This window comes from Plantibacter sp. lyk4-40-MEA-4 (assembly GCF_030209415.1).
GTDB lineage: Bacteria > Actinomycetota > Actinomycetes > Actinomycetales > Microbacteriaceae > Plantibacter > Plantibacter flavus_A.
In genome coordinates this window covers 1-19,269 of the sequence record NZ_JARVSA010000007.1, presented here as the reverse complement: position 1 = coordinate 19,269, position 19,269 = coordinate 1, and the positions used below count along the sequence as shown (strand labels likewise).

At 71.6% G+C, this 19,269-nt stretch carries 18 protein-coding genes; 3 read left to right on the top strand and 15 right to left on the bottom strand.

Annotated features, from left to right (window positions below):
* Positions 1-79: 79 nt before the first annotated feature.
* The 9 genes from QRN44_RS13450 to QRN44_RS13410 form a co-directional block, all read right to left on the bottom strand.
* Positions 80-1,489, bottom strand: a complete 1,410-nt coding sequence (locus QRN44_RS13450; protein ID WP_199687170.1) for an FGGY-family carbohydrate kinase — start codon at positions 1,487-1,489, stop codon at positions 80-82.
* A gap of 159 nt (positions 1,490-1,648) precedes the next feature.
* Complete coding sequence (locus tag QRN44_RS13445; protein ID WP_175118165.1) at positions 1,649-2,704, bottom strand: DUF4432 family protein; 1,056 nt, start codon at positions 2,702-2,704, stop codon at positions 1,649-1,651.
* Positions 2,705-2,787: 83 nt separating this feature from the next.
* The gene (locus tag QRN44_RS13440) at positions 2,788-3,555 is read right to left on the bottom strand and encodes an SDR family oxidoreductase (RefSeq protein WP_121291973.1); all 768 of its coding nucleotides are present in this window, start codon (positions 3,553-3,555) and stop codon (positions 2,788-2,790) included.
* A 57-nt stretch (positions 3,556-3,612) separates the two neighbouring features.
* Complete coding sequence (locus tag QRN44_RS13435) at positions 3,613-4,359, bottom strand: SDR family oxidoreductase (RefSeq protein WP_285039374.1); 747 nt, start codon at positions 4,357-4,359, stop codon at positions 3,613-3,615.
* Positions 4,356-5,198, bottom strand: a complete 843-nt coding sequence (locus QRN44_RS13430; RefSeq protein WP_285039373.1) for a class II aldolase/adducin family protein — start codon at positions 5,196-5,198, stop codon at positions 4,356-4,358. The genes QRN44_RS13435 and QRN44_RS13430 overlap by 4 nt, the downstream gene beginning before the upstream one ends.
* Entirely contained in the window at positions 5,195-6,676 is a 1,482-nt protein-coding gene (locus QRN44_RS13425) for a rhamnulokinase (protein ID WP_285039372.1), read from the bottom strand. Before QRN44_RS13425 ends, QRN44_RS13430 begins: the two co-directional genes overlap by 4 nt.
* A complete protein-coding gene (locus QRN44_RS13420; protein WP_285039371.1) occupies positions 6,673-7,677 on the bottom strand; it encodes a 1-phosphofructokinase family hexose kinase in 1,005 nt (334 codons plus the stop codon). The genes QRN44_RS13425 and QRN44_RS13420 overlap by 4 nt, the downstream gene beginning before the upstream one ends.
* Positions 7,674-8,459: a DeoR/GlpR family DNA-binding transcription regulator gene (locus QRN44_RS13415; RefSeq protein ID WP_285039370.1), complete on the bottom strand. Its 786-nt coding sequence runs from the start codon at positions 8,457-8,459 to the stop codon at positions 7,674-7,676. Before QRN44_RS13415 ends, QRN44_RS13420 begins: the two co-directional genes overlap by 4 nt.
* On the bottom strand, positions 8,456-10,045 hold the full coding sequence (locus QRN44_RS13410) for an FGGY-family carbohydrate kinase (RefSeq protein WP_285039369.1): 1,590 nt from the start codon (positions 10,043-10,045) through the stop codon (positions 8,456-8,458). Before QRN44_RS13410 ends, QRN44_RS13415 begins: the two co-directional genes overlap by 4 nt.
* Before the next feature lie 132 nt (positions 10,046-10,177).
* Between QRN44_RS13410 and QRN44_RS13405 the strand changes: the two genes are divergently transcribed.
* Together QRN44_RS13405 and QRN44_RS13400 are read left to right on the top strand one after the other, a co-directional pair.
* Positions 10,178-10,948, top strand: coding sequence for a DeoR/GlpR family DNA-binding transcription regulator (locus tag QRN44_RS13405; protein ID WP_158596613.1), 771 nt, complete (start codon positions 10,178-10,180; stop codon positions 10,946-10,948).
* Positions 10,949-11,003: 55 nt separating this feature from the next.
* Positions 11,004-11,822: a class II fructose-bisphosphate aldolase gene (locus QRN44_RS13400; RefSeq protein ID WP_285039368.1), complete on the top strand. Its 819-nt coding sequence runs from the start codon at positions 11,004-11,006 to the stop codon at positions 11,820-11,822.
* A gap of 38 nt (positions 11,823-11,860) precedes the next feature.
* Here QRN44_RS13400 and QRN44_RS13395 read toward each other — a convergent pair whose 3' ends face one another.
* From QRN44_RS13395 to QRN44_RS13370, 6 genes are all read right to left on the bottom strand, one after another.
* Positions 11,861-12,160, bottom strand: a complete 300-nt coding sequence (locus QRN44_RS13395; RefSeq protein WP_285039367.1) for a hypothetical protein — start codon at positions 12,158-12,160, stop codon at positions 11,861-11,863.
* Between the two features lie 123 nt (positions 12,161-12,283).
* Positions 12,284-13,279 carry an ABC transporter substrate-binding protein gene (locus tag QRN44_RS13390; protein WP_064294787.1) on the bottom strand — a complete coding sequence of 332 codons (996 nt, stop codon included), beginning with the start codon at positions 13,277-13,279 and terminating at the stop codon, positions 12,284-12,286.
* A gap of 72 nt (positions 13,280-13,351) precedes the next feature.
* On the bottom strand, positions 13,352-14,437 hold the full coding sequence (locus QRN44_RS13385) for an ABC transporter permease (protein WP_064294786.1): 1,086 nt from the start codon (positions 14,435-14,437) through the stop codon (positions 13,352-13,354).
* Complete coding sequence (locus QRN44_RS13380) at positions 14,434-15,195, bottom strand: ATP-binding cassette domain-containing protein (RefSeq protein WP_079707372.1); 762 nt, start codon at positions 15,193-15,195, stop codon at positions 14,434-14,436. Before QRN44_RS13380 ends, QRN44_RS13385 begins: the two co-directional genes overlap by 4 nt.
* 130 nt (positions 15,196-15,325) lie before the next feature.
* Positions 15,326-16,420, bottom strand: coding sequence for a class I mannose-6-phosphate isomerase (locus QRN44_RS13375; RefSeq protein WP_285039366.1), 1,095 nt, complete (start codon positions 16,418-16,420; stop codon positions 15,326-15,328).
* Positions 16,417-17,454, bottom strand: a complete 1,038-nt coding sequence (locus QRN44_RS13370; protein ID WP_158596614.1) for a LacI family DNA-binding transcriptional regulator — start codon at positions 17,452-17,454, stop codon at positions 16,417-16,419. Before QRN44_RS13370 ends, QRN44_RS13375 begins: the two co-directional genes overlap by 4 nt.
* Before the next feature lie 356 nt (positions 17,455-17,810).
* Here QRN44_RS13370 and QRN44_RS13365 point away from each other — a divergent pair, with 356 nt between their 5' ends.
* Positions 17,811-19,019: an HAD-IA family hydrolase gene (locus QRN44_RS13365; protein WP_285039365.1), complete on the top strand. Its 1,209-nt coding sequence runs from the start codon at positions 17,811-17,813 to the stop codon at positions 19,017-19,019.
* The last annotated feature ends 250 nt before the right edge of the window (positions 19,020-19,269 follow it).

Sequence of the window (19,269 nt, the reverse complement as noted above, 5' to 3'; positions counted from 1 at the left end):
GCTCCTTGTGCTTCGGATGGGGTCTGGTCCCGGCAGCGGTCGCGCCGGCGAGGATCGGTCTGAGTGGTCGGGTGGTCGGTCAGGGATGTGATCGGGAGGTGGCGGGTTCGAGGAGGGCCCCGGCGAAGACGGCTGCGCCGTATGCCGTGTCCTGAGACCGGTGCGACACCTGCACGCCGGGCAGGACGGCCGCTCGGGCGCGTTGCACGGACCGCATGCCGGCCCAGCCGCCGGTGAGCAGCGCCGAGGTGGCCGGGGCGACCTCGCGGTCCATCGCCGCGATGAGCACGGCGAGTTCGTCGTTGCCGTGCCGGAGCACCGCTTCGAAGATCTCGGCCGGTCCCGCGCCGTCGGCACGGACCGTGAGCTTGAGGACGCCGTCGTCGTTCCGGGCGCCCGCGACCGAGACGTCGCCGTCGCCGAGCAGCCCGCCCGCCGGGAGCGCCATGACCTCGTCGTCCAGGCGGTCGCGCCCTGCGCGGTCGGTCACCCCGACGAGCTGGAGGGTGCGACGCATGAGCAGACCGGTCTTGACGCCGGCGACGAGCACCCAGGTGCCCGGCACGACGTGACGGACGCAGTTGATGAACACCTCGGCGAGCCGCTCGCGGGCGGCGAACGGGAGTGGTTCGTCGAGGCGTCGCAGCAGGACCTCGGCCGTGCCCATCGACACGTGGTAGCGCTCGGCGGGGAACGAGCCGGTGGAGACGGCCGACACGAGGTGGTCGTGGCCGGCGACGGTCAGGGCAGCACCGGAGAAGACCGCCGGCACCCACTGGCTGCTCGCGGTGCCGAGCGGGGCACCGGCGTCGGTGAACGGCGGGAGGAACGACGCGTCGACGCCGAGGTGGTCGAGCAGTTCGGGCCACGGTTCACCGGTGTCCTGATCGAGCAGGCCGGTGCGCGACGAGAGCGAGTACTCGGCGGCCTCCTCGCCGCCGAGGGCCGCGACGAGGTACTCCGGCAGGTTGAGCCAGCGCGTCCCGGCGAGGTCGAGTCCGGCGTCACGGAGGTGGAGGAGCTTGATGACCGAGACCTGCACGCCGAGCGGCAGGCCGGTCCGACCGGCGAACTGCTCCGCGATCTCGGCGGGGAGGGCCGCGAGCTGTTCGGCGCCGCGCGGATCGAACCAGGCGATGGCGGGCGCGACGGGCCGGCCGACGGCGTCGAGGACGATCCCGGACTCCCCCATGCCGGAGACGGCGAGCGCCCGAACCCGTGCGGCCGGCCCGAACCGGTCGACGAGTTCCGCACCGACGTGGTCGAGGAGCTCCCGGACGGTGGCGATGAGGGACGCCGCCTCCATCACGGTCGTGCCGCCTGGACCGGCGAGCCACGGGGTGGGCAGCTGGTGGATGAGGACCTCGGCACCGTCGGCGTCGGTCACGAGGATCTTGACGCCGGTGCTGCCGAGGTCGAGGCCGGCGACGAGTCGATCCGAGGCCACGGAGGTGACGGCGGTCGAGTCGAGGTTCGCAGCAGGGTGCACGGCGGTGTCCGTTCAGGTTCCGACGTCCGTGTCGGCTTCCGACGATGACTCCATGTCATCGATGTCATGGCGAGCATACCTCGTTCATGTCATCGATGACATACCCCAGCGCGAATTCTTCGGAAACCGGGAATGTGATGGTGACGGAGGCCGGTGGGCTCAGTCGCCGAAGTCGTCGGCCGCGGGCTCGAAGACGATCTCGAGGTCGACTTCGAACGACTCCCCGGGCTCCACGATCCGGCCCGCCTTCCCGCGATCCGGACCGGCCGCGTGACTCGGCCAGCAGGTGCCGGGTTCGATGCCGAGGGCGTACGACCCCGCGGCCGTGCTCCGCCACACCGTGAGGAACGGCAACTGCTCCGGTCGGAACCGGACCGTGACCGTGCCGGCCTCGCCCGAGAGGGTCGCGATGGACCAGCCGTCGGGCCCGGCGACCGCGTCGAGGGCGTCGACCTGCTCGTCGGCGGCCGGCTCGGGCTCGCCGATCACCCGCCGCCAGCCGCCACCGTCCTGGCGTTCGGATACCGCCCCGCCGGGGACGTCGGCCTCGGCCGCCACGACGGCACCGCCGTGCAGCACCGGCCAGCCGAGGTTCACGTGGTAGAGCAGGCGCACCGGCTCTGCGACGAACCCCTCGTTCCGGACGACGTCGTGCAGGCGGATCCGCGCGACGCCGACCTCGGCTCGGATGCTGCGGGTCACCGTGAGGTTCTGCTGGAACACGGCGCCCTCGCGGAGCAGGCCGTCGACGAGGAGCTCGTACCGACCCGCCGCGGTCCATCGCCCCTCGCGGCGGGTGAGGGTCGCCGGGATGCGATGCGCCCGACCGTGCATCCCACCGTCCGCCTCCGCGGCCAGGCCGACCGCGGTGAGCCCGCAGGTCGTCAGCAGGCCGCCCTGCCAGCGGCGGGCCCAGCTCTCGGCCTCCGGAGCGGTCGTCGGTGCGACGAACGACACGACCTCGCCGTTCCAGGAGGCCTCGCCGAGGTCGAGGAACTGGTCGACCTCGACCGTGACCTCGAGTCCGCCGAGGTGGCGCAGCTCGACCTGGCGCCGGCCCGTCGACGGCCCGTCGTCGACGCGGACTGCACGCGGAGCCCACGCACGCTCGACCGCACCGGATCGGGCCTCGACGAAGCGTCGACGCCGTGCGCCCCACACGGCGTCGCGGTCGGCCTGGTCGTCAGGCGTCTGTTCGGGCGGCGTCGTCGTCATTGGGGGTCCTCGGGTCGGTGCGGTCGGGTCGGTATGGTCGGGTCGGTGTGGTCGGGTCGAACGGTTCGGCGGGTGGGGCCTGCTCAGAGCGCGGTGTAGCCGCCGTCGATGACGAGGCTCTGGCCCGTGAGGTACGAGGAGGCGTCGGACGCGAGCAGCAGGACGAGCCCGTGGAGGTCCTCCGGCTGCCCCATCCGGCCCGCCGGGATGTCCGCGGTCCACTCGGCGGCGAGGTCGGGGTTCGCCTCGGTGAACTCGCGGGTCATGTCCGAGAGGAAGTACCCGGGGGCGATCGCGTTGACCCGGACGCCGGAGGGTGCCCACTCGACCGCGAGCGACGACGCGAGGTGACTGACCGCCGCCTTCGACGCGTTGTAGGAGGCCTGGAACTGCGGCTGGTTCACGATGAACGCCGACATCGACGAGATGAAGACCGCCGAGGCGGGCCGGCCCGCGGCGATGGCTCGACGGGCGAAGGACTGCGCGGCGAAGAAGGTGCCGTCGAGGTTCACGGCGAGCACCTTCCGCCAGGTGTCCGCCGGCACGTCGACGCTGTCACCCCAGATGGTGATGCCCGCCGCGGTCACGAGCAGCGACGGCACGCCGAGCTCGGCCTCGGCAGCGGCGAAGGCGGCCTCGACGGCGGCGGCGTCGGTGACGTCGACCGCATGCGCCGAGGTGCGGACACCGTACTCGGACGCCAACCGCTCGGCCGACTCGTGGACGGTCGGCAGGAGGTCGAGCAACGCCACCTGGACGCCCTGCGCGGCGAGCGCCGTGGCGATCGAGTAGCCGAGCCCGCGGGCCCCGCCGGTGATGACGGCCGTACGGCCGTGGAGGTCAGCGAACATGTGTGGTCCTTCGATCGGGGCGGGCTGGTGGAGGTGTCGGCGGGCGACGCGAGTCGCTCAGATCTCCTGGTCGGTGGGCAGGACGACGAGGTCGCGGATGGTGACGTGTCGGGGTCTCGTGAGCATGAAGAGCACGGCGTCGGCGACGTCCTCGGAGCGGATGCCGGTGCGTGCGGCGATCTGCTCCTCCACGTCTGAAGCCCCCTCGGCGATCCCCCACAGCTCGTTGAGCACGACGCCGGGCGCGACCGCGCCCATCCGCACCCCGGATCCGACGAGGTTCCGCCGGGTGGTGTGGACGAACGACTGCATGGCGTGTTTCGTCGCGGAGTAGACGGGCTCCCAGTGGATGTCCTGGTGACCGGACACCGAGCTCGTCACCAGGACGTCGCCCGCACCCTGCTCGACGAGGTGCGGCAGCGCTGCGCGAACCGTCGCCATCGCTCCGAGGACGTTGACGCCGACGAGCTCCTCGATCGCGGTCATCGGGGTGTCGACGACGTCACCACCGACGTAGAGGCCCGCGTTGGCGAGGACGATGTCGAGGCGTCCGAAGGCGGCGAGCGCCAGCGCGACGGCCTGCTCGGACACGGCGGGGTCGGCGAGGTCGCCCGCCAGGAAGACGCTCGGTGTCGGCAGGGCGTCGGCGACGGCCGAGAGTCGCTCGGTGGAGCGTCCCACGAGGACCGTGCGCACCCCGGCAGCGGCGAGCGCCTGGGCGTACGAGCGGCCGATGCCCGAGGACGCTCCGGTGATGATCGCGACCTGCCCGGTGAGGTCGGTGGCGAAGGTCGGCTGGCTCATGTCGTGGTCCTTCCGTGCGCCGTCCCGGCGCGGTCGGTCGTGGATTCCTGTGCGGCGAGCGCGGCTCGACGCAGCACTTCGTCGGGTCTCGTGTCGATGCGTGCGACGGCCTCGTCGCTCAGGTACACCGGCCCGCCGGCGGCGAGTGCTCCGAGCAGCACCTGTGCGACCTTCACGGCCATCTCGGTGATCCGGAGGACCTCGGCCGCACTCGAACCGAGGGCGAACATCCCGTGGTTCTGCAGGTACACGACCTTCGGCACCCGGCCGGTCGTGGCGAGCTGCCCACGAAGCATGCGGCGGACCGCGCGGGCGAGCTCGAGTCCGGGGTCGACGTAGGGCACGAGCAGCGGGTCGGTGCCGAGGACCACGATCTGGTCGGGGAAGAGCGAACCGCGGGTCAGGGCGTCGGCCGACGGCGAGCAGAGCAGGGCGTTGACCGGCACGGGGTGGGTGTGGCCGACCGCGACGACGCCGGGCAGGTCGAGGCAGACGGCATGGAGGATCGCCTCCACCGAGGGGCGCCGACCGTTCCCCGCGAGCGCCGCGGCATCGAACAGCGCGGCCACCTCGGCGTCCCCGCCCGCGTGCGAGTCGACGAGGTCGAGCACCGGTCCGATCGCGAGACGGACCGCGTCGTCGGCGGTCGCCACGGCCATGGACGCGCCGCTCGCCTTCACGAGCATCGCCCGAGCACCGTCCTCCGGCAGGAGCAGGGAGGTGTTGCCCTCGGCCAGGAGCGCCCACGCCCGATCAGGACGCCCGAGGTCGCGCGAGAAGGCGACGAAGCGGTCGAGGAGGTCCGTCTCGGTCTCCGGCTGGTGGGTGCGGTCGGTCATGTCGGTGTCCGCTCATGGTCATGGTCATGGTCGTGATCGTCCTGGCCGTGCCGGTAGACCGCGTCCAGCGACGGCGCGTGACCGGCCGCGACGACTTGCACGGCCAGGTTGCCGAGCGCCGAAGCCTCCGCCGGGCCGGCGGTGACCGGAAGACCGGTCCGTGCCGCCGTGCGGGCACACAGGAGCCGGTTGCGCGATCCGCCGCCGACGATGCGGACCGAACGGATCGTCACCCCGGTGATCGCCTCGCAGGCCCGGACCGTCTCGGCGTAGGCGACCGCGAGGCTCTCGACCACGCTGCGCACGGTGTCGCTCCGTCCGCCCGGTGGACGCTGTCCGGTCTCCCGGCAAAGCGTCGCGATGCGTCCCGGCATGTCCCCCGGCACGAGCAGCCGTGGGTCGGCGACGTCGAACACGGCGGGCGTGACGTCCGTGGCCGCGTCTGTTTCTGCCTCCGACACGTCCGCCACGAGTTCGACGAGGTCGACCGCGCTCCCGTCCTCTGCGGACCAGGCGCGGGCGCACTCCGTGAGCAGCCACATCCCCGCCAGGTTGCGGAGGAGCAGGGAGGATCCGGCGGCACCGGCCTCGTTCGTGAAGCCGGCGTCCCGCGCGTGCTCCGTGAGCACCGGCGCCGGCAGGCACACCCCGACGAGGGACCAGCTGCCGCTCGAGACGAGGAGCTCCGCGCCGTCCGGGCGGGCGAAGGCGAGTGCGGACGCGGTGTCGTGCTCCGCGACGCGGTGGACGGGGATCGGCAGGCTCGACCCGAGACGCGCGGTGACCTCCGGCGTCGTCGGGCCGGCGACCGTCCCCGGTGCGACCACCGGCGGGAAGTCGAAGCCGTCGAGACCCCAGCGACGGATGAGCTCCGCCGCCCAGTCGCCGGTGCCCTGATCGAGCAGCTGCGTCGTCGAGGCGATCGTGCGCTCCGCTCCGACGACGCCTGTGAGCAGCCACACCCAGAGGTCCGGGACGAGCAACACGGTCGGGCGATCGCCGTCGGCTCGGCGGACGTCGAGCTCCTCGGCGCGGGACCGCAGCTGGTAGGAGGTGTTGATGGTCTGCTCCAGCACGCCGGTCACCGCGTAGGCCGTCGCGGCGTCGACGAGCACGGCGGCACGGGCCGGACCGTCGGCGTCGGCGCCGCGGTGATGCGGCACGGTCGGGAACGCGGTACCGCTGCCGACGCCCACGAGCGCGATGTCGACGCCCCAGCTGTCGACCCCGATCCCGTCGAGCACACCGCCCGCGGCCGCTGCGATCCGGACGGCCTCCGCGAGCCCGACGAGGGTCTCCTCGAACAGGCGCTCCGCATCCCACCGGAGTCGACCGTCCTGCGTGATCGGGCCGTTGGCGAACCGGTGCACCTCGGTGAGCGCCAAGCGGCCGTCGGCCCAGCGGCCGAGCATGACGCGACCGCTCGACGCACCGAGGTCCACGGCGGCGTGGAAGCGTGGAACGGCCTGATCGATCATGGCGTCGTCGTCTCGTCGCGTGGCGGCGTGGCCGGTTCGCTCAGCGGTGTCGTCGGGTCGGGGTCCTGGACGGCGACCGGTGTGGTCAGCGCCTCGAGGGAGGTGAGGATGGTCGTCGCGCTCGACACGGCGAGCGCACCCCAGGCGGCGGCCGACGCGACCGCGGCCGCCGGGTCGTCCCGGCCGTCCTCGCCGTGGAGTCCGACGAGGAATCCGGCCAACGAGGCGTCGCCGGCACCGGCGGTGTTCACGACCGTGGCTGCGACGTGCGCGTGCCACAGCCCTGCCGTGGTGCGGAGGAGCGCCCCGTCTGCCCCCATGCTCACGTAGACGAGGTCGCAGCCGGCACGGTGCAGTTCGTCGGCGGCGGAGGCGACATCGCCGATCGTCAGCAGCTCACGGCCGGTGAGCTCGGCGAGCTCGTGCACGTTCGGCTTGAGCAGGTGGACGAGGTCGAGGTTTGCGACGGCGGTCTCGAGCGCCGCACCCGCGGTGTCGACGGCCACGCGCGCTCCCCGGTCACCAGCCTGACGGAGCAACTGGATGATGTCGACGGGGCCGGTGCCGCCCTGGACCGTCGGGATCGTGCCGGAGAGGACGAGCCAGTCCGCCCCGATCCGGTCGATCTCCGTGCCGGAGGTGGCGACGACGGCGGCCCAGTCCTCGGCACGCAGCGGGATCGCCGGTTCGTTGACCTTGGTCGTTCCGGTCGCGGCGTCGAGGATGGTCGTGTTCACCCGCGTCCGACCGTCGGTCGGGACGACGGCGAGTAACGTCCGGAGCGCCGGGTCGTCGGCGAGGATCCGTCCGTCCGCACCCATCGGCACCACCGCACGGACCGGGAGCGGCGAGAGGGTGACCGCCCGCGCGACGTTGACGCCCTTCCCGCTCAGCTCGGTGGACACGCCCACCGCCCGGTTGACGTCGCCGAGTCGGAGCCCGTCGACGCGATAGGTCTGGTCGATCGCGGCCGCCGGCGTGACCGTCACGATGCCGCTCATGCGTCCGCCCCGACCGTCTCGACGCGAACGCCGGTCGAGCGGAGGCTGTCGAGGGTCGGTTCGTCGACGCCCTGATGCACCACCGCCACGTCGAGACGGGTGGCCGGGACGGAGGCCGCGAGGCCGTCGGCGCCGAACGTCGCCGGGTCGGCCAGGAGGATCGCCGTGGAGGCGAGTTCGACCGCGGCCGCGACGACCGCCGCCTCCTCCGGCGAGGCGTGGAGCAGTCGGCCGTCCGCGGAGACGCCGAGCGCCTCGACGACCGCGACGTCGAGGCGGAGGCCGGCGAGCTGCTCGCGCGCCCAGGCACCGGTGAGGACGCCGCGCCCGTCCGCCGTTCCGCCGACGAGGTGGACGACGGCCGCTTCCTCGGCAGCGGCCGCGGCCAGGGCGACCGGCACCGAAGCGGTCACGATGACGGTCCCGGCGGTCGTCGCGAGGCCCCCGGCGAGCGCTTCGCAGGCTGAGCCCGCGCCGAGGAAGACCGCTGAGCCCGGGTCGACCAGGGTCAGCGCCCGCGCGGCGAGCGTACCGGACACCCCGGAGTCCTGGCCCGGGTCGAGGTCGGTGCGCACCGCCCCGCCGTGCGCGCGGCGGAGGCGTCCGTCGAGTTCGAGCACGCGGAGGTCGCGCCGGATCGTCTCCTCGGTCACGCCGAGGTCCACTGCGAGCACGCCGACCTCGACCCGCCCGTCCTGGTCGAGTCGGGTGAGGATCTCCCGACGCCGGTCGTCCACCGGACTGGACGCGGCCGTCCCGCGGCCGCCGACGGACGCGCTCATCGTTCCACCCCGGCACGGTCGTCGCGTTCCGACGCCGGATCGTCCGGGCTCGACTCCTCAGCCCGTCGTCGCCACCAGGGGACGAGGGCATCGACGAGCTCGTCGAACGCGGTTCCGACCCCCGCCCAGTACGCCGCCGAGGCGTCCGTCGGCAGGACGGCGGGTGCGTGTCGGACGACGTCGTGCTGGGCCTGTTCCACCGACGGCAGGAGTCCGGTGGCGACCCCGGCGACGATCGCGGCGCCGAGGGCTCCGGCCTCCTCCGAGTCGACGACCGTCACGGGCGCCCGGAGGGCGTTGGCCACGAGTTGCACGTACAGCGGCGACCGCGCGAGGCCGCCGCCGAGGACGATCGGCTCGTCCCACCGGAACCGTTCACCGAGCGCCCGGGTGTGCCAACGGTGCATGAGCACGATGCCCTCGAGGGCTCCGCGCAGCACGTGTGCCCTCGTGTGCCAGTCGCGGACGCCGGCGAGCGTGGCAGAAGCCTCGGCGCCGAGTGGGGAGTCCGATTGGAAGGGCAGGACGAGCGGCACCTGCTCCTCCGGAGGGAGTGCTGCGGCCTCGGCGATCAGCGCGTCGCGGCCGGTGGCGTCGGTCACGCCCAGGAGCCGGAGCGTCCAGTCGAAGGAGGGTGATGCCGTCGCCGAGGTGGACATCGCGATCCGCAGGTCCGGGGTGATCGAGAGGCGGGACTGCCACCGCGGGTCCACGTCGGGCTGGGTCGTCGTCACGCCGTTGGTGCTGAACGAGCCGGCCACGAGGGCGAGCCGCCCGGGGACGAGTGCTCCCATGCCGATCGACGAGGCCTGCACGTCGTGGAGTCCCGACACGACCGGCGTCCCGGCGACGAGGCCCGTGACCGCGGCGGCCGCCGGCAGCACCGACCCGACGATCGTGCCGCTCGGGTTGATCGGCGGCAGCAGACGGAGCAGTTCGGCGGGCAGGCCGTAGGCGTCGAGGACCTCGGCGCTCCAGGTGGCGGTCCCGACGTCCAGGAAGGAGGCGCAGGCGTCGGAGTAGTCGGTGGAGATCTCGCCGGTGAGCCGCAGGCGGACCACGTCCTTGCAGAAGAGCATCGCGTCTGCCTGCTGGACACGCTCCGGGTCGTGGCGGAGCAGCCAGCGGAGGAGGCTGCCGGCGGCACCCGGCGTCGGCAGCTGTCCGGAGCGTTCGAGCACCACGCGCAGCCGGTCGGGATCGGAGGCGAGTTCGGCGGCCTCGACGTGCGCCCGGGAGTCCATCGCCGTGATGGCCGGGCCGACCGGCGCTCCGGCGGCGGTCACGAGGTGCAGGCCGTCGCCGTGGCCGGTGATCCCGACGGCGGCGACCAGGCTCGGGTCGACACCCGACGTCGCCATCACCTCCGACACCGCGTCGGCGACTGCGGCCCAGAGGGCGTCCTGCGACCGCTCGGCGTGCCGGGCGACGGGGCGGTCGACGGGACTCGCGCGCCGAGCGACGGCGACCGGGTGCAACCGCTCGTCGTGCAGGACGGCCTTGACGGCGGTCTGCCCGACGTCGATCCCGAGCAGGAACCGCGACCCCGACTCGTGGGGTGCGCTGTGCGGCCCGTGCTCAGCCATCGGCGGCCTTCCGTTCGTCGTCATCGTCGTCGTCGGGTGCGCCCGATCATGTTGATCTTTGCACCGATCCCACCGAATCGGAAGGGATATCGGACAGATTCGGATACGCTGGCCAGACCGGACGGAGCAGTCATGTACCCAGCAGAGCGTCACGCCGCGATCCTCGCGGGTGCCCGCGACGGCGACGGCGCCCTGTCGGTCGCCGAGCTGAGCAGCCGACTCGGCGTCACGCCGGAGACCATCCGTCGCGACCTCGCGGTACTCGAGCGACAGGGGCTCATCCGCCGCCACCATGGTGGCGCGGTCCTCGCCCGGCGACCCGCGTTCGAGCCCAGCCTCCAACGACGCCGCGAAGGCGAGCGCATCGAGCGCGCCGCCGTCGCGCGGCTCGTCGTCGAGCAGCTCCCCGAGGAGGGAGTGGTCCTCCTCGACTCCGGTGCGATGACCCTCGAGGTCGCCGCACTCCTCCCCCACGCCAGCCGACTCCTCGTGGTGACGAACAGCCTGCCGATCGTCGCCCTGCTCGGTGGCCGGCCGCGACTCACCGTGCTCGCCCTGCCGGGGCGGGTCCGCGCCGTCACCCAGGCGACCGTCGGCGCGTGGACCGTCGAACGGCTGTCGGGGCTCCACGCCGACGTCGCCGTCCTGGGCGCCAACGGGGTGGGGCTCACCTCGGGCGCCACGACGACCCTGCCCGAGGAAGCCGAGGTGAAGCGGGCGATGCTCGACATCTCCAGACGACGCATCCTCGCCGTCACCGCCGCGAAGTTCGGCACCACCTCGTTCCACCGAGCCGCGGGACTCGACGAGTTCGACCAGATCGTGACCGACGACGGGCTCGACCCGGACACCGTCGACGCACTCGCCGCAAGCGGTCCCGAGCTGCTGCTGGCCACCACCTGACCATCCCCACCGGCACCGGGTCGATCGTCCCGCGTGCACCCCGAGAGGAACCACCATGACGCTCGCCTCCACCGCCGCGCTCCTCGACGCGCAGCGCGCCGTCCTCGCCTTCAACGTCATCCAGCTCGAACACGGCGAGGCCATCCTCCGCGGCGCCGAGCTCGCGGGCCGGGGTGTGATCCTGCAGGTGTCCGAGAACGCGGCGAGGTACCACGGCGGCCTCGCGCCGATCGGGCTCGCGAGTCTGGAGCTCGCCCGCGAGGCCGGCACCGCGACCGCCGTGCACCTCGACCACGCCGAGGACGAGACGCTCGTCGACGAGGCGGTGCGTCTCGGTTTCACCTCGGTCATGTTCGACGCGGCCACCCTCCCCGACGAGGAGAACCGCGAGCGCACCGCAGTGGTCGCCCGCGCGGCTCAGGCGCAGGGCGTGTGGGTCGAGGCGGAACTCGGGGCGATCGGCGGCAAGGGTGGCGCACACACACCCGGCGTCCGGACCGACCCCGGTGAGGCTGCGGCGTTCGTCGCGGGCACCGGCGTCGACGGCCTCGCGGTCGCGGTCGGCAGCTCGCACGCGATGACGTCGCGGAGCGCGACCCTGGACTTCGGCCTCATCCGCGAACTCGCGTCGGCCGTCCCCGTCCCGCTCGTCCTGCACGGTTCGAGCGGCGTGAGCGACGAGGACCTCGTGCGGGCGGTGGACGCGGGCATGCGCAAGATCAACATCTCGACCCACATCAACGGCGTCTACACCCGAGCCGTCCGTGAGCGCCTCGACGCGGACCCGTCGCTCGTCGACCCGCGGAAGTACCTCGGCCCGGCACGCGACGCCGTCGCCGCCGAGGTCGCGCGGCTCCTCACCCTCGTCGCCTAGGACTCGTCGCCGGCCCGACCGTCAGTCGATCGAGTCGTTCACAACCAGTGGACGATGTCCGGGTCCAGGCAGACCCCGCCGAGGCCCTCGGTGGTGATGACGCCGTCCGCGAACCGGATCACCACGGCCGGTCCCTCCATCCGCACGTACTCGGCCCGGAGCCCGATTCGGAACGGGACGTCGGTCGACGCGGTGACCGCACGGCTCGCGCGTTCGGGGACCGTGATGACCAGGCGGTGGGCTCGCCCCGCCGCATCGACGACCTCGGCCTCGATCCGTCCCGGAGCATCGTCGGACAGCCGGCGCACCGCGGTCGCCGCGACGATCACCTGGGTCATGTCGCGATTCTCGCACCCCGTGGAGGGTGGCGTCGAGGCGGAGCTACCGGACACAGCGCGACGGCGCCGGAGCTCGATGCTCCGACGCCGTCGCGGTCTGGTGATGCGGAGTGGCCGGAAGGCCTAGCCGCACTTGGACTGGTAGACGGCATCCTTCGCGTCGCCGTCGACGTTGTCCTTGGTGATGATGGTGAAGCCGGTCTGGATCTTGGCCTCGACCTTGTCGCCGTTCAGCGCAGCGATCGCCTGGGCGACACCGTCGGAACCGATGGTGGCCGGCTCCTGAGCGACGAGCGCCTGGACGGTGCCCTCCTTCAGCTGCTTGACCTGGGCGGGACCCGCGTCGAACCCGACGATGGTGACCGAGTCCTCCTTGCCGGCCTGCTTGACACCGGTCGCGGAACCTTCGGCCGCGAACAGGTTCGCTGCGAAGATGCCCACGATGTCGGGGTCCTTCTGGAGCGCCGCGGTCACGATCTCGGCAGCCGTGGACGGCTCGTTGTGGCTGTACTGCACGCCGAGGTCGGTGAACTTGTCATCGCCCTTGACCGCTTCCTGGAAGCCCTCGGCACGGGCGTCCGTGGTCGAGATGCCGGGGTCGACCGAGACCACGAGGACCTTGCCGCCCTCAGGGTGCGCTTCCTTGATCGCGTCGAACGCCGCGGCGCCGCCGCCCTTGTTGTCGCTCGAGATCTGCGAGACCGCGAACGACGGGTCGTCGACGGTGGTGTCGACGAGGACGACCTTGATGCCCGCGTCGGCCGCAGCCTTCAGCGGGGCCTCCATGGCCTTCACGTCGGTCGGGGCGACCAGGATCGCGTCCGGCTTCGAGGCGACGACCGAGTCGACGAGCGGCTTCTGCAGCGTCGGGTCGAACTTCTCCGGACCCTGGGTCGTGACCGTCGCGCCGGCATCCTTCGCCGCCGATTCGATACCGCACTGCATCGAGATGTAGAACTCGTCGCCTGCGACGCCCTGGATGAACGCGATCTTGTAGCCGTCGGAACCTGCGCCTGCGCTGCTGCCGCCCGAGCTCGCGCCACCGGAACACCCGGTGAGCATGAGGCCTGCCGACGCGCCGAGCGCGAGGACTCCGAGAACTGACTTCTTCCACTTCATTGTGATTTCCCGTTTCTCTTGAACTGCTGGACTACTGGGATGGTGCGGGGGGGGTGTTGATCTGTGTAGGGGCTATTTCTTCTTCCTGCTGACGAGGGCTCGCCAGAAGCTCGTGGATCCACCGCGGGCTGCGGAGGAACGGCGGACCTGGTCGACGTAGACGGCCAGGATGAGGACGGCGCCGACCGCGACCTGCTGCCAGAAGGGCTGCACGCCGGTGATGACGAAGCCGTTCTGGAGGACGGCGGGGATGAACAGACCGACGACGGTGCCGAAGATCGTCCCGTAGCCGCCGAAGAGCGAGGTGCCACCGATGACGACCGCGGCGATGACGTTCAGGTTGGTCTGCGACTGACCGGCGATCGCGGTGGTGCCGAACTGCGACAGCGACAGGATGCCGGCGAGACCCGCGAGGCCACCCGAGATCGCGTAGATGCGGATGAGGTGACGGTCGACCTTCACGCCGACGCGTCGTGCCGCCTCCTCGCTCGAGCCCACCGCGTAGGTGTACAGGCCGAACTTCGTCTTGTGGAGGACGAGCGCACCGATGATGACGACGACGAGGGCGATGACCGAGATGATCGGGACTGCGCCGAAGATGTTGCCGTACCCGATCGAGTCGGTGAGGACCGACGGCACCTCGCGGATGTCGACGCCGCCGGTGAGGATCTGGGCGAGACCGAGCGCCATGCCGAGGCTACCGAGGGTGACGATCAGCGGCGGCACCTTCGCTTTGGAGATGAGGATGCCGTTGAACGTACCCCAGAGGATGCCGACGCCGATCGACACGAGGATGCCGACGATCGCGGTCCCCCAGTCGTCGCCGCCCATGGCCCGCATCGTCGTCGCGGACACGACGCCCGAGAAGACGAGGACGGAGCCGATCGAGAGGTCGATGCCGGAGGTGATGATGACGTAGGTCATGCCGACGCCGAGCACCGCGAGGATGGAGGCGTTCTGCACGACGAGCCGCAGGTTGGACAGCTGCGCGAAGGTGTCGGGTGCGATCGCGGAGAAGATCGCGATGACGACGAGGAGGACGATGAAGATCTGGAAGGCCTGAGCCTTGAAGAGCTTCTTGATCGGGGTCTCCCGGTCCTTCGCCGTCTCGATGGCGGTCGTCTCCGGCCCCATCTCGGCCTGCTTCACCGCGCTCATGCGACGTTCCTCGTGCTGGCACCGGTCATGAGACCGACGAGTTCTTCCATGTTCGTGTCCTTCGTGTCGACCGTCGCCGCGCGGTGGCCGAGCCGCAGCACCTGCACGCGGTCGGACACCTCCATGACGTGCGGCATCGAGTGGCTGATGAAGACGACCGCGATGCCCTTGTCGCGAACGCGGCGGATCGTCTCGAGCACGTTCTTCGTCTGACGGACGCCGAGGGCGGCCGTCGGTTCGTCGAGGAAGACGACCTTGTTGGCCCAGTGCACCGCACGGGCGATGGCGATCGCCTGGCGCTGCCCGCCGGACATCGCGCCCACCGGGTCGGTGAGCGAACGGACGGTCGCGCCGAGTTCGTCGAAGGCGTGACGCGACTGCTTGCTCATCTCCTTGACGTTCATGAGGCCGAGCAGGCCGCCGAGGCCGGGCCGCATGATCTCGCGGCCGAGGTAGACGTTCTGCACGGGGTCGAGGTGGGGCGCGAGTGCGAGGTCCTGGTAGACCGTCTCGATGCCGAGCGCACTCGACTGCATGGGCGAGGTGAGCGTGATCGGTTCGCCTTCGAACTTGATCACGCCGCTGTCGACCGCGAGGTTGCCGGAGAGTGCCTTGACCAGGGTGGACTTGCCCGCCCCGTTGTCGCCGATGAGGGCGGTGACCTCGCCGGGGTAGACCTCGAAGTCCGCTTCGTCGAGGGCGCGGACGTGCCCGAACTGCCGGGTGAGGCCTCTGGCCTCCAAGACGGGAGTCGTCATGTCGTTCTCGTTCCTTTCCAGCCGGCCCCGGTGGACGGGTCCGGCGTGTGGTGGCTGTCGTACCGCCGCTCGGGGCGGTGGTGTGTGGTGCGCTGCTGCGTGATCGTGGGTCCTGCGTCGAGGGGTGGCGTCATCGGATGCCTCCCGATGCGAGGGTCGCCGGCCAGCCCGCACCGGGGCCGGCGGCGAGCACGGTGGCCGAGCCGCTGACGGTCCACGGCCCGAACCCGGCCGGGACGGCGAAGACCTCTCCGGCGGAGAACTCGACGGCCTCGGCGCCGGTCTCAGCGACCAGTGCGCCTGCGCCGGTGAGCGCGAGGGCCACCGAGAAGCCGGCGTCCACGGGCGCGCTGCCGTCGGTGCCGGGCGCCACGGCGAAGAGCTGGAAGTAGGGGTCGGCGGCCGCGGGCAACAACGAGACCGGCGCATCCGTCCGGGCGTCGAGCTCGTGCAGCACGACGAGGTGTTCGATCTCGGACTGCGGGAGCGCCTTCGTCGACACCGCGCCCATCACGGTCTCGAACCCGAGGCCGAGGTGGGACTCGTCGCGCGTCGAGGTCGTGACCGACCACTCCAGGAGGATGGAGAGGTCGGTCGGTTCCTGCACCTCCGCGAGGAAGATGCCGCCGTCGATCGCGTGGGCCGTGCCGGCCGGCACGAGGATGCCCATGCCGCGCTCGACGACGATCCGGTTCATGTGCGACAGCATCCACTCGCTGTCCTGGGCGTCGCGACGGCGGTCGAGTTCGTCGGGATCGACGTCCTCGCTCCATCCGAGGTGGACCGCCGAGCCGGGCTCGGCGTCGAGGATGAACCAGGCCTCCGTCTTGCCGTAGGCGCAGTCGAGGTGGGAGGCGGCGAACGCCCGGTCCGGGTGGACGTGGACGGGGAGCCGCTGACGGGCATCGAGCAGCTTGACGAGGATGCCGGTGTCGGCGGCGTCGGTGCCGTGGTCCTGTCCAGCCCCGGTCCACAGCTCGGGGTCGGCCGCGACGAGGTCTCGGAGGAGGACGCCGTCGACGGTGCGGGCGAGGCCGATGGCGCCGCCGGGCTCCTGGTCGGCGCGGCTCACGGTCGCTCCGAGCCACTCCTCCGGCTGGAAATCGCTCTGCTGCTCGATACCGCGCAGGCCGGCGATGCGGTCGCCGCCGCGGTAGAAGTGTTCGATGAGGTTCGGCGCGAGTCGCGTCGGCTGGGCGAGCCTCGTGGGCTGGGTCGTGCTCATGCTGCTGGTCCTCCGACCATGCTCGTGGTGGACGCGGTGCGTGCGTCCACGGTGTGACGCGGTGCCGGGCCTGGGATCTCTCCGGAACCACGCGACACCAGGGAGGTCGGGACGACCCACTCGCGCGGTTCGTCGGCCGGTGATTCGCGCAGTTCGAGGAGTCGCTCGATCGCAGCGGTGCCGATGACGAATGGATCCTGGTTGATGCAGCTGACGGCCGGCCGCAGGACGTCGGCGAGGGTGAAGTCGCCGAACGCGATGTGCGCCGTCTCCTCGCGCCCGATGCGGTGCAGGGAGCTCGTCAGACCGATCGCCGCCTTCGCGTTCGACGCGAAGAACGCGGTGGGCGGGTCCTCGAGCCCGAGCAGGCGCTCCGTCTCGGCGGCGTAGTCGAGCGAGCCGTCGATGGTCCAGGAGACGAGTGACGGGTCGAGGTCGATGCCGGCCTCGGCCAGGACGTCGGTGTAGCCCTGGTAGCGCCGACGGATGGTGAGGAAGCGTTCGTCCCGGTCGTAGAAGGCGATGCGGGTGTGGCCGAGCTCGACGAACTGGCGGATCGCGAGCTGGGTGGCGGCGTAGTCGTCGACCACGACGCTGTCGAAGGCGGCGAGCGGACGGTCGACGGCCACGACGGGTGTCACGTTCCGGAACGCCTCGAGGTAGGGCAGCTCCGCGGCGACCGGGGCGATGATGACGCCGGCGACCTGGTGGCCGGCGATGAACCCGGTCAGCTGGTCGCGCTCGCGCCCCTCGTCGAGCCCGGTGCTCGCCACGAGGACGCTCAGGCCCTCCTTGAGCGCGCGGGCCTCGATGGCGCTCACGAGCGAGGCGAAGAACGGGTCGGCGAGCGAGTCGATGAGGACGCCGATCGCGCCGCCGGTGCCGGACTTCAGCGAGCGGGCGGCCGTGTTGGGCACGTACCCGAGGCGATCGATCGCCTCGAGCACGCGGCTTCGGGTCTCGGGGTGCACGGACGGTTCGCCGTTCACCACCCGCGAGACGGTCTTGATGCTGACGCCGGACTGCGCAGCCACATCCTTGATCCCGGGCGGCCGCATCAGCGGGTGCCCCTGACGGGAAGCGGAACGGGTCCGACGTCGCCGCCGGTCCGGAGCGATGGGACGTGCACACGTGTCCGGATCGGACTGGTCGCGGTGATCGCGGGGTTGCAGGTGCCCATGGGCTCCACCTCCTGACAGCGTTGTCATCGGTCGGGGTGGTGCAGCTGCAGAACCCCGTCGTTCCTTCGTGCGCCTATACTGACCGCAGACCGACAACGTTGTCAAGCAACGTTGTCTGAAAGAGATCAAATTCATTTGGAACTTGCATCGAAGAGGCGTTCAGCCCCCTCGGATGCGGGTCGCCATCCCGGAGTCATCGAGGAGTCAGCGTGATCGTCGTCGTCGCAGGAGCAGCCGGAAGCGGCAAGACCACCCTCGGACGTGAGCTCGCCCGGGCCCTCCGACTCCCGCTCCTCGACCTCGACACCATCACCAATCCGTTGCTCGACGGTCTCGGTCCGGTGACCGATCCCGACGGTGCCGAGCCGCTCCACTGGAACGACGCGAAGTTGCGCCCGACCATGCGTCCGGCACGGTACGCGGCCCTCCGAGCGGTCCTCGCCGACCAGCGCGACAGCGGTGTCGGCGCGGTGCTCGTCGCACCCTTCACCGCGGAGCTCCGCGGCGGCGCCGAATGGGACGCGCTCGTCGAGGCGGCAGGGGTCGCCCCGAAGGTCGTCTGGCTGCACGCCGATGCCGCCACGCTCGCAGCCCGCCGGGCCGAACGCGGTGCCGAGCGGGACACGCACATCGTGGACCCGTCGACCGACACCCCACCCGCCATCGAGCACCTGTCGATCGAAGCGGCGTTGTCCACCTCGCAGCAGCTCGCCGCCGTCCAACGCGCGCTCGGCCTCGGACGAACCATCGAGGCCTCCGCACCGATCTTCGACCAGGTCTTCGCCGCCGGACTCTTCGACCTCGACGGGACCCTCATCGACTCGACGCCGGCCGTGAACCGGTCATGGGCGCAGCTCGCCCGCGAATACGGTCTCGAGGGCGACCTGCTCGCCGCGGGACACGGCCAGCCCGCCGCCCAGGTGCTCGCCGCGATCTTCCCGCCCGAGCAGGTCGCCGAAGCACTCGCACGGATCATCGAGATCGAGGCCGACGAGGTCGCCGACGTCATCGCGCTCCCAGGGGCGGCGGAGGCACTGGCGGCGCTCGGCGACGACGCGAAGGCGATCGTCACGAGTGGCACGAGGCTCATCGCCGGCAACCGGATCACGGCCGCCGGGCTCGTGCGGCCGGAGGTCGTCGTGACCTTCGACGACGTCACGAAGGGCAAGCCGGACCCCGAACCGTTCCTGCTCGGCCGCACCCGGCTGGGCATGGAGTCGCAGCCGTGCGTCGTGTTCGAGGACGCACCGGCCGGGCTCGCCGCAGCGCGTGCCGCCGGCTGCTGGACGGTCGGCATCGCCGGGACGCACGAGGCACACGAACTCGATGCGGACCTCGTGATCGACGGCCTCTTCCAGCTGCGGCTCGAGCCGGTCGCCGAGGGCGGGTTCCGGCTCGTCCCGGCGTCACTCGACTGAGCAGCGCCCTCTGAGCGCGTCGGAACAGCCCGAGGCTGTCGATGCCCTTCAGTAACCGCGGAACCCCGTTCCCTGAGCTTGTCGAAGGGCCCACGAGCAACCTTCCCCACCGCACCTCGAGCACCGAGGACACACGTTCCCTGAGCCTGTCGAGGGGCCTCCCCGCACCTTTACAGACTCCGCGACCACCTACGGTCCCTGAGCCTGTCGAAGGGCACCCCGAGCAAGCATCAACTGTAGGATAAATACG